The following is a 15,710-nucleotide window of genomic DNA, read 5'->3' on the forward strand; positions in this document are numbered from 1 at the left end:
ATAGTAGTCCGTCGGGTTGTGGATGGTCAGGCTGTGAAAGCCAACGCTATGGAAATGATCCACGGCTTCCATGTCGGAATGGAAGTGAAAGCCCACCTGGCTGCGGGATACGGTGCCCAGCATGTTGCCCAGTACCTTGAGGGTGCGGTAGAAGGGCATGCCTTTGTAGAGCGGGTAGTTGTCGGTGAGGTAGGTGCCCTGGGGGAAGGGGCTCAAGGCGCTGGCCAGTTTGCGCCAGAAATCGGAAATCACCTCCAGCGGGAAGTAATTCACCAGTCCTTCGGTAATCACTACCACGGGTTTGCTCTGATCCAGCTGGGCCAGTACATGATCCAGGCTGAGTTCGCCTGCTTCGGCAAAGATGTTGATGGGCTGTACGCGGTGACGCTCGCTCAACACGCCGTGCTCTTTCAGCAGTTGCTGCTTGCGGCTAGCCATGTCCGGCAGGTCGGTTTCGATGTAGGTGAGCTGCGGATACTGCTGGCAGAAACGATGGCCCCGGGGTGACAGGCCGCAGGCGATTTCCACTACCTGAGTAACGCCGTCGTCGATCAGTTGATGTAGCCGATGGTCGATCAGATGGTGGCGCTGCAGCAGGAAGGTGCGGATATTGCCACCGACGATGTGTCGGCCCACGTATTCGAAGGGAGCCAGGGCGCCATAAAGAAAGGCGCCGCCCTTGGTGCGAAAGAAGGGCGCTGAGATGCCGTCGCGGGTCCACACGTGGCCGGTGTACAGGGCAGTAAAACTGATTGAGGAGGTATCCCGGGGTTCACTCATTGTTGTTCTGGCTGGTTATGATTGAAGCCTGACAGGCTAGCAGAATTATGCCATTGAGTGATGGCAATTTGTGCCAAATTGTCGGCGCGCTACGAGCTACGCTGGTTGGATAGGGAAGGTCTGGAAAGTTCCTCGTGCTTCGTCATTTCGACGAAGCCGCTGTAGGAGCGGAGCTTGAGCCGCGAACCGCGCTTGCGCGGAAATCGCCCGCAGGGCGATCAGGAATCTCAGAGCTCGACAGGTTCCAGAAAGAACGGCGGACAGACCTTTTCTCCTGTTGCCTCGCTACGCTCGGTTCGTCCCTCAAGAGGAACTCCTACAGACAGGCCCATAGCCTGGCAGCGCGGAATACTATGGGAATTCATGAGGCACAGGGCCTTCTTCGCGTTGCAGCTTGAAGCTTGTCGCTTGCAGCTGCCGTTACCGTTCCATGCTACGCGGTAGCGGATGTCCTGCAAGGCGCAGTGCCAGGGAAGTGATGTACTGCCAGGGATCACCCTTGGCCATGCCCTTGACGCACTGGTCGGCGCGGATGGCGCTGGCCTGGGCGGCCTTCAGATGTTGTGGGTTGAGGCGCTGGGCCTGGGCTTGCATGACGCGTACCCGCTGGGGGGGCAAGCGCGGTGGTGGGCCGCCGCTAAGCATGCCGTCGAGGATACGGATGTCGCGGCTCAGGGCCCATAGCAACACCGGCGGCTCCACGCCTTCGGCGCGCAGGGTCTGAATGATGTGTAACACTCGCTGGGCGTTGCCCTGGGCGGTGGCTTCGGTAAGGTCGAAGGGCGAGTAGCGGCTGGAATCGCCCACCGCCTGTTGCACGTCTTCCGGGCCCACCTGGCCGTCTTCCACCAGCAGGGTCAGTTTGTCCACTTCCTGGGCGGCGGCCAGCAAGTTGCCTTCGCTGCGTTCGATCAGCAGGGCCAGGGCATCTTCCGTGGCACTGAGTCCGCGGCTGGCCAGACGATCCTGCAGCCAGTTGCGCAGGCCGGCGCCTTCCACCGGCCAGACTTCGATGACCGCCCCCACTTCGTCCAGGGCTTTCACCCAGGCGCTGTTCCAGTCCTTGCGGCGATCCAGTCTGGAGCAGCGGATCAATACCAGGGTGTCATCGCCGGGACTGGCCAGCACATCACGGAGGATCTGGCTGCCGGCCTTGTCCGGTCGCTTGTCGTTGAGCACCAGTTCGAGAATCCGCCGGCCACCGAACAGGCTCATGCTCTGGGATTCATTGAGCAGGGAATTCCAGTCGATGCCGGTGTCGGAGGAGAAGCGGTGGCGTTCGTCAAAGCCCTGATCGCGGGCGGCGCGGCGCAGGTCGTCGAGCAGTTCGCCCTGCTGCAGCGGCTCATCACCGGCAACCAGGTAGGCCGGCAGCAGGCGGTCGGCCAGGTGTTTGCCAAGCTGCTCGGGACGCAGGCGCATCAGTAGGTCTCCCAGCCCTCGGAGGCGGCAGCGATCTGGTTGATCAGCCGGTAGGCCATGTCCAGAAACAGGTCGTCACGGACCAGTTGCTCTTCGTCGGAGGAGGCGGTGGCGTTTTCCGGGTACCAGGGCAGGTTGCGCAGGGTCATCATGCGCGTGGGGGTGGTTAGCAGGGCGCCGGTTTTGCGGTCCTTGATGTGCCAGCGCAGGGTGTAGCGCAGTTCGATTTCCGCCTGGCGACCCTGGGCATCCACGGCGGAGGTGCGGCGCATCCAGTCTTCGTCATCGATGACCAGGATATAAGGCGCCTCGTTGTGTACCAGTACGCCCTGGTCTTCCAGCTCGTCTTCCAGGGTGTAGCGCAGTTCCGTGGAGGCACCGGTTACCGTCAGGGTTTCCATGGACGGTGTGCTGGTGGTGCCGCGCAGTTGCCAGCCACAGGCGCTGAGGACAAGCCCCAGCACCAGCAGCAAGGTCAGACGGGATGTGGCGCGCACGGTGGATGTCATAACCGCCTCTCAGTTGGCAACGATGTTGACCAGTTTACCCGGCACAACGATCACCTTGCGGATGGTTTTACCGTCGGTGAACTTCTGCACATTGGGTTCGGCCCTGGCCAGGCTTTCCACGGTGTCCTTGTCGGCGTTGGCGGGCACCTCGAGTTTGGCCCGTACCTTGCCGTTTACCTGCACCACCAGTTCGATGCTGTCTTTCACTAGAGCCTTGTCGTCAACTTTCGGCCACGAGGAAATAGAGACATCATTGCCAAACCCGAGCTTTCTCCATAGTTCATGAGTCACGTGGGGAATGATTGGGTGCAGTAGCCTGATAAGGATGCTAAGTGTCTCAAGTTTTACAGCTTCAAGAGCATCAATGCCATCAATGCTGCCAATAGGCCTGGAGCCATCCTTCAGATCTTTAAAATCCGAGGGAATCTTCAGAGCAGCATTCAGTATCTTCATGCTGCCAGCAACAACAGTATTAAATTGATTTCGCTCAAAATCGCTCAAGCATTGCTTCAATATTGTATGAAGCTCATTTCGATACTCTCGGATTTCGATAGGTAAATCTGTCTCTTCAAATATATCCAATTGCCCAATGCGCTCGGCACGGAGGCTTGTGAATGTTCTCACATTATTGATTTCTTCTTCCCAGCTATGAGCTGTATTCCATAGCCTTTTTACGAAGCGGAAGGCCCCTTCCACCCCTGCACCGTTCCATTCCAGCGACTGCTCTGGCGGGGCCGCAAACATCATGAACAGGCGTACGGTGTCGGCACCGTATTCCTCGATCATTTCCTGCGGGTCCACGGTGTTGCCCTTGGACTTGGACATCTTGGCGCCGTCTTTCAGCACCATGCCCTGACACAGCAGTTGCTTGAAGGGCTCGTCGGAGTCCACCAGGCCGGTGTCGCGCAGCAGCTTGTGGAAGAAGCGCGAGTAGAGCAGGTGCAGGATCGCGTGTTCAATGCCGCCCACGTATTGATCCACGGGCAGCCAGTAGTTGGCGGCTGCCGGGTCCAGCATGGCTTGGTCGTTCTGCGGGCAGCAGTAACGGGCGTAGTACCAGCTGGATTCCATGAAGGTGTCGAAGGTGTCGGTTTCGCGCAGGGCGGGCTGGCCGTCAAAGGTGGTTTTGGCCCACTCCGGGTCGGCCTTGATGGGGCTTTTCACGCCGTCCATCTCCACCTCGGTGGGCAGCACCACCGGCAACTGGTCTTCCGGGGTGGGATGCAGTTCACCGTCTTCGGTTTCCACCATGGGAATGGGGGCGCCCCAGTAGCGCTGCCGGGAGACACCCCAGTCGCGCAGGCGATAATTCACCTTCTTCTCGCCCAGGTTGCGCTCGCTCAGCCAGGTGGCGATGGCGTCAAAGGCTTCGGCGGAGGTCTTGCCGGTGAATTCCCCGGAGTTCACCAGTTTGCCTTTCTCAGTTTGAGCAAACGCAATTGGCTCTTGTAGTGCTTTAATATCATTTTCGAGCTGTTCGATGGCAGGGGCTTTATCAAGAAGATCTGGATCTTGCGGGGCGGCTTTCAGCTCTTTTAGTTGTTCCTCAAGTGAGATCTCGAACTGTGTTTTGATGACTTTTTTAATTGATAAGCCGTACTTCGATGCGAACTCGAAATCCCTTTCGTCATGGGCGGGTACGGCCATGACGGCGCCGGTGCCGTAGCTCATCAGCACAAAGTTGGCCACCCAGACCGGGACCTGTTCGCCGCTGATCGGGTGAGTCGCGGTGAGGCCGGTGTAGATGCCTTTCTTTTCCATGGTGGCCATATCGGCTTCGGCCACCTTGTTGTGCAGGCACTCTTCCACAAAGTCTGCCACTTCGTGGTTGGCGGCAGCAGCTTTCTTCGCCAGCGGATGCGCCGCCGCCACGGCCACGTAGCTGACTCCCATGAGGGTGTCCGGGCGGGTGGTGTAGACGCGCAGGGACTCTTCGCCCTGAATGGCGAAGGTCATCTCCACCCCTTCGGAGCGGCCGATCCAGTTGCGCTGCATGGTCTTGACCTGTTCCGGCCAGCCATCCAGCTGGTCCAGGTCTTTCAGCAATTCATCGGCATAGTCGGTGATCTTGATGAACCACTGGGGAATCTCTTTCTGCTCGACCAGGGCGCCGGAGCGCCAGCCCCGGCCGTCAATCACCTGCTCGTTGGCCAGTACGGTCTGATCGATCGGGTCCCAGTTCACCGTGGACATCTTGCGATATACCAGACCCTTCTCGTAGAGCTTGGTGAAGAACCACTGTTCCCAGCGATAGTATTCCGGGGTGCAGGTGGCCAGCTCACGATCCCAGTCGTAACCGAAGCCCAGACGCTGCAGTTGCCCGCGCATGTAGTCGATGTTCTCGAAGGTCCACTTGGCCGGGGCCACCTTGTTCTTGATGGCGGCGTTCTCGGCGGGCAGGCCGAAAGCGTCCCAGCCCATGGGCTGCAGCACATTCTTGCCCAGCATACGCTGGTAGCGGCTGATCACATCGCCGATGCTGTAGTTGCGCACGTGGCCCATGTGTAGCCGCCCGGACGGGTAGGGGAACATGCTCAGGCAATAGAACTTTTCCTTGCCGGCCTCTTCGGTGACCTTGAAGCTTTGGTTATCCTCCCAGTACTGCTGGGCTTGGGCTTCGACTTGATCGGGGCGATACTGTGCGTCCATCGGCTCTCTACTGATCAAAAAAACGTACGGGAACATCGCGGTTGCGAAGGGGACATAGGATACATGAGCTCAGCCCGGATTTCTCACTGGTCTGCACCGCGAAAGTGTTGGCTGAATAATCACCACAAACGGGAGTGCCGATGGCGTTGACCTACCTGTGGTTGCTGGTGCTGGTAGGGGGAACCCTGCCGGCGGTGGTCCGCAGCCTGTTGCCACCCCTGCCGCGACGCAATACCGGTATTACGCCCCAGGCGGTGGTGGTACTGGGTGCCGGGCGGCGCGAGCGTAATGGCCAGTTTTCCCTGACCACCCGTGGCCTGCGGCGGTTGCAGCTGGCCGCGGAACTGGCCCATGAGCATGGTTTGCCGCTGGTGGTTAGTGGTGGCATCAGCACCACTGCGAATGCCGAGAACGAACCGTCCGAAGCACAACTGATGGCGGAGCTGGTACGCCAGCGCTGGCCGGCCATGACGGTGCTGGAGGAAGGGAAAAGCCGTAATACCTGGGAAAATGCCGTCTACAGCGGCGAGCTGCTGGGCCAGCGGGGTATTGATGAGATCATCCTGGTCAGCGATCGGGCCCATCTGCCACGGGCTCTGTTGTGTTTTCAGAGCCAGGGGGTGCTGGCCCAGGCTGCCTGGCGCAAGCGGTTGCCGAAACAGGAATGGGTGCCCTCTGCCGGGGCGTTATCCATGGTGCCGGAGATCTGGTACGAATGGCTGGCGCTGGTGTGGTATCACTTGCGATATCTTTAAGGGCGACACAGGCGACTGGCGGCAAGCAGCGGGGTAGTTGCGAGGAGCGAAAGGCGGTGCTGGTTTGCATTTCGCAACTCGTGCCTCGTAACTCGCTGAATGTCTGTTGTCAGTTCGCCTTAGGGTGAGGCGTCAGGCTCTTCCTCCTGCAAACTCTCCGGCGCCAGCACTTCCATGGCTTGGTAGTGGCTCAGATAGACCCTGCCGGTCAGCACCTTCTGAAAGTCGGTTTTTATCAGTACGTCCATCACCGGCCCCTTCACATTGGACAGGTTCAGGGTCACCCCGGCGTTTTTTAATCGTTCGTTCAGGCTTTCCAGACTTTCCACGGCGCTGGCATCCAGGTGGTTGATGCCGGAGCAGTGCAGCACCACGTGCTGAATCTGCGGGTGGGCCTGGGCGTCGTCGTAGATACGGTCTTCCAGGGTGCGGGCATTGCCGAAATAGAGCGATTCGTCCACCCGGATGGACAGCACTGCCTCGGTGAGCTGAACGCTATGACGATCCATATTGCGGAAATGATGGGTGCCGGGAATCCTGCCCAGCTCGGCCACGTGGGGCTGGCTGGTGCGCCACATGAACAAGGCCACGGAAAGCACTACCCCCAGCAATAATCCACTCTGCACATTGATCAGCAGCACCCCGGCCAGGGTGGCAGCCATGGCCAGGGCGTCCGGGCGACTGAATGCCCACAGGTGTTTCAATTCCGACAGATTGATCAGTGGCAGGATACCGACCACGATGATGGCGGCCAGGGATGCCAGCGGCAGGTACTGGAACCAGCCGGTGAAAAACAGGGCCACCAGGGCGATACCGATACCGGTCAACAGGCCGGCCATGGGCGTGCGGGCGCCGGCCTCGTAATTCACCGTGGTGCGCGAAAAACTGCCGGTCACGGCGAAGGCGCCGGACAGGCCGCTGCCGATGTTGGCCAGCCCCAGCCCCATCAATTCCCGGTTGGCATCCACACGCTGGCGACGTTTGGCCGCCAGGGCCTGGGCCAGGGAAATGGATTCCACAAAGCCGATCAGTGCCAGTAATGCTGCCGGGGTAATCAGGTTCTGCCAGTGTTCGCGGTCCAGCCCGGGCAGGGTGAAATGGGGCAACCCTGCGGGGATGGTGCCGACCACAGCCAGTCCCTTGGCATCCAGTGCCAGCAAGACCGTCAGCAAGGTGGTGACCAGCACTGCCAGAATGGGGCCGCATTTGCTGATAAAGGCCACCAGCCAATTGGGGAGTCGGGTGGTCTTGAGGGGGGCGGCCAGATATTTCGGGATCAGCAGGCAGGCAATGGCAATCAGACTGATGCCCAGTGTCAGCCAATGCGTCTGCGGTAGTTGTTGCCCCAGAGTCTGCGCCAGTGTCACCAGCTCGTCGCCGGAGGCGTCGATGCGCAACAAGTGCTTGAGCTGACTGGCGGCAATGAGGATGGCGCAGCCACTGAAGAAACCGGTGATCCCCGGGTGGCTGGGTAGGTTGGTGGGCCAGCCCCGCCGCAGTATGGCCATGGCCACCAGAAACAGCCCGGAAAGCAGCCCCATGCCGATGGCGGCCTGGATAAACAGTTGCGGGTCACCTTGAGCCAGGGTGCCGGCAGCGGAGGCGGTGATCAGTGAAGTGAGGGCGGCGGGGCCCACGGACAGGGTGCGGCTGGTGCCGAACAGGGCGTAGAGAATCAGCGGCAGGATACTGGCATAGAGGCCGGTTTCCGGCGGCATGCCGGCCAGCATGGCGTAGGCCAGCCCCTGAGGTACCAGCAGGATGGTGACAATGACGGCGGCCAGGATATCCCCGGCCGCCTGCTCGCGGTTGTAGGTGGCAAGCCAGTCACTGGCCGGCAGCCAGCGGAACCGGCGGCCGGCATTGGCCATGCTTACTGGCCCCGACGCTGGTCGAGCCGGCCGGCAAGTTGGCTCAGGTCATAGCCGGCCTGTTCGGCGGTGGCCAGGATGCTGGCATTGTCCTGCTCGTCCGCCTGGGTCAGGGCCCACAGGGTGGTGCAGCGGGTGCCGGTGCGGCAGAAGGCCAGTACCGGTTGCTCTGCCAGAGAGACGATGGCGTCAAACCCGTCGATGTCCACGTCGCTGATGTTATTGCCGACTACCGGTTGGTGGGCATACTCGAGACCGGCGGCTTCTGCGGCGGCGGCCAGCTCGGCACTGGTGGGCTGGTCTTCGCTTTCGCCATCGGGGCGGTTGTTGAGAATGGTCTTGAACCACCTTGGCCAGCTCGGCCATATCCTCAGGCTGCAGTTGTGGTGCCACAGACAGACTCTCGTTAAGGCGATTGATGGTAGCCATGAAAACTCCTTGCGAATGAACGCTCAGCTTAACCGTGTCAGACAGGGCTGCAAGGGGGAGCGGGATTTTCCTCGATGCTTTCCGGTGCCAGTGTGCGAACGGCCTGATATTGGGTGAGGAATATCTGACCGGTCAGTAGTGCCGGCAGGGTGGTGTGCTGCAACTGATCCATGACCGGTCCCTTGATTTCGGAAAGGTGCAGCCGGATACCGGCATCATCCAGACGCTGGTTCAGGCTCAACAGACTATCCACGGCACTGGCGTCCAGGTGATTGATGGCGGTGCCCATCAGTACCACGTGTTCTGTTTGCGGACGCAGCAGGGCGGCATCGTAGATCCGGTCTTCCAGGCCCCGGGCATTGGCAAAATACAGGGATTCATCGATACGCATGCTCAGCACGCGGGAAGAAACCCGTACCTGGTGACGTTGCACATTGCGGAAATGTTCGGTGCCGGGAACCTGGCCCACTTCGGCGACATGGGGCTGGTTAGTGCGCCATAGATAGAGTGCCAGGGAGGTAACCACCCCGGCCAGCACGCCGGCTTCCACGCCCCAGCCCAGGACCCCGATCATGGTGATGGCCATGGCGGTGAAATCCAGTCGCGAGAAATGCCAGGTGTGTTTCAGTGCCGGCAGGTCCACCAGCGACAGCACCGCTACCACAATGGTGGCGGCCAGGGTGGCCTTGGGCAGGTAGGTGAAGGCGCCGGTCAGAAACAGGGCGGTGAGGGCAATGCCGATGGCGGTGAATACGCCAGCCATGGGAGTCCGGGCGCCGGCATCGAAGTTCACCACGGAGCGGGAGAAGCCCCCGGTCACCGGAAAGCCGCCGCTGAAGGCGCTGGCCAGGTTGGCGCCGCCCAGCCCCATCAGTTCCTGGTTGGCGTTGATGCGCTGGCGGCGTTTGGCCGCCAGGGTCTGGGCGACAGAGATGGATTCCACAAAGCCGATCAGGCTGATCAGCAGAGCGGGCAGCAATAGTGCCTGCCAGAGACCGGCGTCAAATACCGGTAATGACAATGAGGGCAGGCCTTCGGGAATGTGACCGACAATGGCCATGCCACCGCTATCCAGTTCCAGCATTGCCACGGCCAGGGTGGAACCCAGTACGGCGATGACGGGCCCTGCTTTACTGACCAGGTCGGACCAGAAGGCATTGAAGCCGAGTTTCTGCAGCAGCGGCTTGAGCGCCTTGCGCACCCAGAACAGGAAGGTCGTAACTAGCGCGCCGAGCACCACTGTGGGCCAATGGGTTTCAGGAAAATGCTGTGCCAGGGAGTGGCCAAGCTCTACCAGGTTATGGCCCGAAAGGGGGATTCCCAGCAGATGCTTGAGCTGGCTGGCGGCAATCAGCAGGCCGGAGGCGCTGATAAAGCCACTCACCACAGGGTGCGATAACAGGTTGGCAATCCAGCCCAGTCGAAGCAGGGCCATCACCAGAAGAATGGTGCCGGACAGAAAAGCCAGAATGATAGTGGCTGCCAGGTATTGTTGACTGCCGGCCGCGGCTACCTGACTGGCCGCAGCAACGGTCATCAGCGAGGCTACCGCCACCGGGCCCACCGCCAGGGTACGGCTGGAACCGAGCAGGGCATAGACAACCAGTGGCAGGATACTGGCGTAGAGACCGACTTCCGGCGGCAGCCCGGCGAGCATGGCGTAGGCCAGGCTCTGGGGAATCAGCATGATGGTGACGATCACCGCTGCCACGCTATCCCGGGCAGCGGTCTCGCGGTTGTAGTGGGGCAGCCACTGGGCGGCGCCCAACCAGGCGGGCAGTGTCATCTTGCCATCCCTTGTTGTGTCACGCGTCAGAGTTTGCCTGGCCTGGCCAGCCACTCATGGCCCTTTAGCATCAGCTCGAAGTAGATCTTTGGCATGGCATGACGTTTAAGCCACCACATACTCCGGCGCGGTACTGTGGGATCGAGCGGGAAGCTGGGTTGTAGTTTGCCCTGATAACCGAATTCGGCCAGCACGACCTTGCCTTTTTCCACGGTCAGCGGGCAGGCGCCATAGCCTTCATAGCGAGCTGTCGGTGCACGATTTTCCAGCACCGCGCAGAGGTTCTCGGCCACCACCGGCGCCTGCTTCCGCACGGCGGCGGCGGTTTTGGCATTGCTGGCGCCGCAGGCATCACCCAGGCTGAATACATTGGCAAAACGGGGGTGCTGCAGGGTGGCTTCGTCCACGGCGACCCAGCCGGCCTCGTTGGCCAGCTCGCTGTCGCGCACAAACTGTGGGGCCCGTTGCGGCGGTACCACATGCAGCATGTCGAAGGGCTCGGTGTAGTCGGTGCTGATGCCATCGCCGTTGGTACGCCGGAAGGTGGCTTCGCGGGCCGGGCCATCCACGGCGATCAGGGTGCTGTTGAAATTCAGATTGGCGTCGTAGCGCTTCACATATTCCATCAGTGGCGGCACAAAATCCGCCACGCCGAACAGTACGGCGCCGGCATTGTGGAACTGCACATCAATGTTGCCCAGGGTGCCGGTTTCTTCCCAATGGTGGCAGGACAGGTACATGGCCTTTTGCGGCGCGCCGGCACACTTGATGGGCATGGGCGGTTGGGTGAACAGGGCCCGGCCCCGCTTCAGGTTTTGCACGCATTCCCACGTGTAGGACGCCAGTTCAAAGCGATAGTTGCTGGTAACGCCGTGCTTGCCAAGGCTGCTTTCCAGGCCCTCGATGGCGCCCAGGTTCAGTTCCAGCCCCGGCGCAACTACCAGAAACTGGTAATTCAGTGACTGGCCGTCTTCCAGGGTTACCCGGTTGTGCGCCGGCTCCATGTCAGTAACCCGGCTGCGCAACCATTTGGCACCGTTTGGGATCAGCTTGCTGGTGGCTTTGTAGGTATTGGCCGGGTTGAAACAGCCGCCACCCACCAGGGTCCAGGCGGGCTGATAGAAGTGGCGGTCGCTGGGCTCCACGATGGCCACGGACAGGTGCGGTTTGCGCTTGAGGATGCTGGCCGCTACCGCAATGCCGGCGGCACCGCCGCCGATCACCACTACGTCCCACAGAGTCGGTGTCATGGTCATCGCCTCTTAGAGTGCGTTCAGCGGAATTTTCAGGTAGCTAACGCCATTGTCTTCCTCGGGAGGAAGGTGGCCGGCGCGCATATTGATCTGCACCGAAGGCAGAATCAGTCGCGGCATATCCAGGGTGGCATCGCGTTTTTCGCGCATGCTGACGAACGTCTCCTCGGAAACGCCTTCGTGCACATGGATATTGTGGCGACGCTGATCGCCCACGGTGGTTTCCCACTGATATTCGCTGCGGCTTTCCGGTAGATAGTCGTGGCAGAGAAACATGCGGGTGTCGTCCGGCAGGGCCAGCAGCTTCTGCACGGACTGGTACAGGGTGCGGGCATCACCGCCGGGGAAGTCGCAGCGGGCGGTGCCATAATCCGGCATGAACAGGGTGTCGCCGACAAAGACCGCATCGCCGATCACATGGCTCATGCAGGCCGGGGTATGCCCCGGAGTGTGAATGGCCCGCGCCTCGATGTTGCCGACCTTGTAGGTGTCGCCATCGGCAAACAGGTGATCGAACTGACGGCCGTCACGGGCGAACTCAGTGCCGGCGTTGAAGACCTTGCCGAAGGTGTCCTGCACGGTGCGGATATGCTCGCCGATAGCCAGCTTGCCGCCCACTTGCTGCTGGATCCAGGGTGCGGCAGACAGGTGATCCGCATGTACATGGGTTTCCAGCAGCCAGTCCACGGTGAGGCCTTCCTGTTTGACGAACGCCACGATCTGGCTGGCGCTGTCGTGGCTGGTGCGTCCGGCGTTGGGGTCGTAGTCCAGCACCGAATCCACAATGGCGCAGTGCCGGGTTTGCGGGTCTGTCACCACATAGCTGATGGTGTTGGTGTCGTTGTCGAAAAAGGCTTTGACTGTTGGATGAGACATGCTCGTTCCCTCCTGTGACTGGGCAGCGTTCATGCACAGTTATAGGAGGGAATCAGAGCAAAGTCAAATATGGAATAAGCTTATATTTAAAAGTTATATATCGGGTTGTTTCTTCTTCCTTTCCCGAATGGCGGGCAGTAACAACAGTATCGAGAGCACCAGCCAGGGCCAGACGCCCAGGGCCATGAATGGCGTGATGCCGGTACGCGGTTGGTAATGGCTGTAAAGCACATCACGCTCGAACTGGGGCAGGGCGTCCACGACCTGGCCCTGGTGGTCGATAACGGCGGTGACGCCATTGTTGGTGCCGCGCAGCAGCCAGCGGCCGGTTTCCAGAGCCCGCAAACGGGCCATCTGGAAATGCTGTACCGGGCCGGCGGAGGTGCCGAACCAGGCGTCATTGCTGATGGTCACCAGCACATCCGCATCATGGCTGCGGCTGGCCACCAGTTGCGGGTAGAGGATCTCGTAGCAGATAAAGGGGGCCACGGTATGGCCCAGCACCTGCAAGTTGGGCTGGCTCGGATCCCCTGGCGTAAAGCCGGACATGGGCAGATCGAAGAAGGGGATCAGGCCGCGAATCAGCGATTGCATGGGGACGTATTCGCCAAAGGGCACAAGCTTCTGTTTGTGGTAAACCCGATCACTGCCGCCGTTGCTGTCGCGCAGCGGAATGGCAGCGATACTGTTGCGGTAGGCAATGCCGGCGTCGCTGACGCTGCGCCAGGGAATACCGGTAATCAGGGCGCCGTTACGGTCTGCCAGTTGCTGACCTTCATCCTCGATGAAATCGGTGATGGTCTGGTAGAACTCGGTCATGGCCGACTCGGGCCACAGCACCAGAGTGTCGGCGGGAATCTCCCGGGTCAGCTCGTGGTAGATACGGCGGGTTTCGCCGCGCATGGAAATCTGCCACTTCAGGTCCTGGGGAATATTACCCTGCACCAGCGCCACTTTTTGCTCCGGACCGTTGGCATGGGTGAACGTGAGGAAATGACCGGCAGCGGCGGTGAGCAGAACCAGCATCGACAGGCCGGCGGCAACCCAGCGCAGCGGACCTGGCTGGCGAAGCTGGACCAGGGTGGCGCTGAGCAGCACCGTGGCCAGGGTCAGCAGCCAGACCCCGCCCAATGGCGCCAGGCTGGCCAGCGGCGTGTCGATCAATGCGTAGCCGGCATACAGCCAGGGGAAGCCGGTGAGCAACCAGCTGCGCACCCAGTCCAGCAGTAACCAGATACCGGCGAACACCATCACCGAGCGCCCCAGCCGCCAGCTCAGGGAAAACGTCAGGCCGTAGAACAGGGCCAGAAAGGCGGCGAAAATCGCGGTGAAGGGAATGGCCATCCATAATGGCATGTAGCCATAGTCGTTCATGGAGACATGCACCCAGGAAATCCCGAAACCGAACATGCCCAGGCCATACAGCCAGCCGCGCAGGAAGGCTTCCTTGCCGGAGCCGGCCTGCTGCTGGCACCAAAAGCCGGCGGCTACACTGACAAATAGCAGCGGCCACAGGTCATAGGGAGCAAAGGCAAGGGGGAACAGCAGGCCGGCTATCAGGGCCAGCAGACGGTGACGCATGGAATTCCTCGTTTCATGATGGCGAGTAGGCCGCCTGGCTGATACGGCTAGAGTCGCTGCAAAAATACGAATAAAGTATCAATCACAACCAATAATCAAACCCGCCTTGCCAGTCGCTGGATGCGGGGCGCCGGTAGGGGCCGTCATGGTTGGCCACTACCTTGTGAATGCTTGGGGGCATCATAGTGAATCGCTATTGCAAGTACCATCCGGGGACGGAAGCACTATGGTATTGCAGCCATGATGGGCTGTATCTGTGTCAGCACTGTGTGGATGGCCGTAATGACAGCCTGATCGAGGCCCGTTGTCTGCTCTGCAACCAGGAATTGGAAAGCAGTGAGCAGGGACAGGGTGGCCCTCTGTGGCGGCAACTGGATCGTTACCTGCGCTACCCGTTTGCCCCGGTGCTGTTACCGCTGCTGTTGCTGTGGGCGCTGTTGGCGTCGCTGGTGCCGCCCTTGCCGGTAATGGTGCCGGTGGTGTTGCTGGCAGGGCTGCCGGTCTGGGGCTTTGCCCGTGCGGTGATGACCTTGCGCAGCCACCCCGGTAAAGCCCGCAAAAGTCACGCTCCGGGCTGGGATTGCCTGTCTGATATGGCGGGCTGGAAGGCGGCGTTGTTGCAGGCTTTGCCGGCCCTGCTGGTGATGGTGCCGGCCGGGTTTGTGCTGCTGATGGTGTCGGTGCCGGCGGGGTTGCTGATCGGTGCTGTCGGTTTGTTGCTGGTGCCGGCTTTCTGGCTCGCGATTCAGGCCCAGGGGGCGGAGCCTGGCTCCTATGCGGCGGCACTGACCTATATTTTCTCTGCGCCTCGTGATTATGCGGTGGCTGCGCTTCTGGCATCGATGGGGTGGCTGTTGGGGGTGGCGCTGGTTGCGGTGGCGGTGGATGTGATGCCGCTACCACTGGCCCAGGGCCTGGCCGGGGCGTTGGCGGCACTCTGGTGGTTGGCCCTGGCCTGTCTATGCGGCGATATCCTCGCTCGTCATGGGCGTCTTTGGGGGCTGGATCAGGGCGGCAAGAAAGTCACCACGTCGCTGGAAGAGCGGCGCCAGCGGGTACAGCTTTGTGCCGGGCGCTTTGACAAGGTGTTGCTGAGCACGGCCAAAACCCTGAAGCACAAAAAGGCCACCGTGGCGGACTGGCAACGTTATGACCGACTGCTGGATATTACCGGCCGGGACGATGAGCGCCGCACCGCCGCGCCGGCCTATCTGGAAATGCTGGTGGTGTCTGGTGCCTGGACCGAGGCGCTGGCGTTGCTGGCTCGTCAGCGAGAGGTGGAAGCAACCTGGTTGCCCGCATCGCCCTCCCTGCGGCTGGCCCTGGCCAGGGGTATCCATGAGCAGGAGCCGAAAGCCGCCGTGGTTCTGCTCAAGGATCTGCACGATCGGCACCCGGATTTCAGCGAGTTGGGTGACGCCTATCTGTTGCTGGCAAAGATTCTTGCCGAGCAATTCGGACTGGCCGGCAAGGCGGAGCAGTATCTGCGATTTGTGGAAAGCCAGTGCCGGGATGCGAAACTGCGCAAACAGGTGGCGGACTATCGGGCCGCGTGGGGGTAGGGGCGAGCTACGAGCTACGAGCTACGAGCTACGAGCTACGAGCTACGAGCTACGAGCTACGAGCTACGAGCTACGAGCTACGAGCTACGAGCTACGAGCTACGAGCTACGCTCGTTGGATAGGGAACGGGTGGAAAGTTCCCAGGACCGCGGCATTTCTACGAAGCCGCTGTAGGAGCGGCGCTTGAGCCGCGAACCGCGCTTGCGCGGAAATCGACCGGAGGGCGATCAGGAATAA

Annotated in this window: 12 protein-coding genes; 2 read left to right on the forward strand and 10 right to left on the reverse strand. The window is 60.8% G+C overall.

Annotation, left to right across the window (positions count from 1 at the left end; genetic code table 11):
• The 4 genes from ACFE0K_RS00005 to leuS form a co-directional block, all read right to left on the reverse strand.
• The coding region (locus ACFE0K_RS00005; RefSeq protein WP_434534105.1) for a class I SAM-dependent methyltransferase at positions 1-780 on the reverse strand (780 nt) is incomplete at its 3' end.
• Positions 781-1,200: 420 nt separating this feature from the next.
• Positions 1,201-2,202 (reverse strand): DNA polymerase III subunit delta, encoded by a 1,002-nt coding sequence (gene holA / locus ACFE0K_RS00010; RefSeq protein WP_434534106.1) that lies wholly within the window; start codon positions 2,200-2,202, stop codon positions 1,201-1,203.
• A complete protein-coding gene (lptE, locus tag ACFE0K_RS00015; RefSeq protein ID WP_434534107.1) occupies positions 2,202-2,711 on the reverse strand; it encodes an LPS assembly lipoprotein LptE in 510 nt (169 codons plus the stop codon). Before lptE ends, holA begins: the two co-directional genes overlap by 1 nt.
• Before the next feature lie 9 nt (positions 2,712-2,720).
• Positions 2,721-5,360: a leucine--tRNA ligase gene (leuS, locus tag ACFE0K_RS00020; protein WP_434534108.1), complete on the reverse strand. Its 2,640-nt coding sequence runs from the start codon at positions 5,358-5,360 to the stop codon at positions 2,721-2,723.
• Positions 5,361-5,500: 140 nt separating this feature from the next.
• Here leuS and ACFE0K_RS00025 point away from each other — a divergent pair, with 140 nt between their 5' ends.
• Entirely contained in the window at positions 5,501-6,115 is a 615-nt protein-coding gene (locus tag ACFE0K_RS00025; RefSeq protein WP_434534109.1) for a YdcF family protein, read from the forward strand.
• A gap of 119 nt (positions 6,116-6,234) precedes the next feature.
• On the opposite strand, the gene ACFE0K_RS00030 is transcribed toward ACFE0K_RS00025, so the two are convergent.
• From ACFE0K_RS00030 to lnt, 6 genes are all read right to left on the reverse strand, one after another.
• The gene (locus ACFE0K_RS00030) at positions 6,235-7,986 is read right to left on the reverse strand and encodes a SulP family inorganic anion transporter (RefSeq protein WP_434534110.1); all 1,752 of its coding nucleotides are present in this window, start codon (positions 7,984-7,986) and stop codon (positions 6,235-6,237) included.
• A gap of 2 nt (positions 7,987-7,988) precedes the next feature.
• The gene (locus ACFE0K_RS00035) at positions 7,989-8,432 is read right to left on the reverse strand and encodes a TIGR01244 family sulfur transferase (protein WP_434534116.1); all 444 of its coding nucleotides are present in this window, start codon (positions 8,430-8,432) and stop codon (positions 7,989-7,991) included.
• 20 nt (positions 8,433-8,452) lie between these two features.
• The gene (locus ACFE0K_RS00040) at positions 8,453-10,201 is read right to left on the reverse strand and encodes a SulP family inorganic anion transporter (protein ID WP_434534111.1); all 1,749 of its coding nucleotides are present in this window, start codon (positions 10,199-10,201) and stop codon (positions 8,453-8,455) included.
• 26 nt (positions 10,202-10,227) lie between these two features.
• Positions 10,228-11,451: a lycopene cyclase family protein gene (locus ACFE0K_RS00045; protein ID WP_434534112.1), complete on the reverse strand. Its 1,224-nt coding sequence runs from the start codon at positions 11,449-11,451 to the stop codon at positions 10,228-10,230.
• 12 nt (positions 11,452-11,463) lie between these two features.
• Positions 11,464-12,330: an MBL fold metallo-hydrolase gene (locus ACFE0K_RS00050; protein WP_434534113.1), complete on the reverse strand. Its 867-nt coding sequence runs from the start codon at positions 12,328-12,330 to the stop codon at positions 11,464-11,466.
• Positions 12,331-12,423: 93 nt separating this feature from the next.
• Positions 12,424-13,911, reverse strand: a complete 1,488-nt coding sequence (lnt, locus tag ACFE0K_RS00055) for an apolipoprotein N-acyltransferase (RefSeq protein WP_434534114.1) — start codon at positions 13,909-13,911, stop codon at positions 12,424-12,426.
• A 185-nt stretch (positions 13,912-14,096) separates the two neighbouring features.
• Here lnt and ACFE0K_RS00060 point away from each other — a divergent pair, with 185 nt between their 5' ends.
• Entirely contained in the window at positions 14,097-15,473 is a 1,377-nt protein-coding gene (locus ACFE0K_RS00060; protein ID WP_434534115.1) for a B-box zinc finger protein, read from the forward strand.
• Positions 15,474-15,710: the final 237 nt, after the last annotated feature.

The organism is Alcanivorax sp., assembly GCF_051117345.1.
Lineage (GTDB): Bacteria > Pseudomonadota > Gammaproteobacteria > Pseudomonadales > Alcanivoracaceae > Alcanivorax.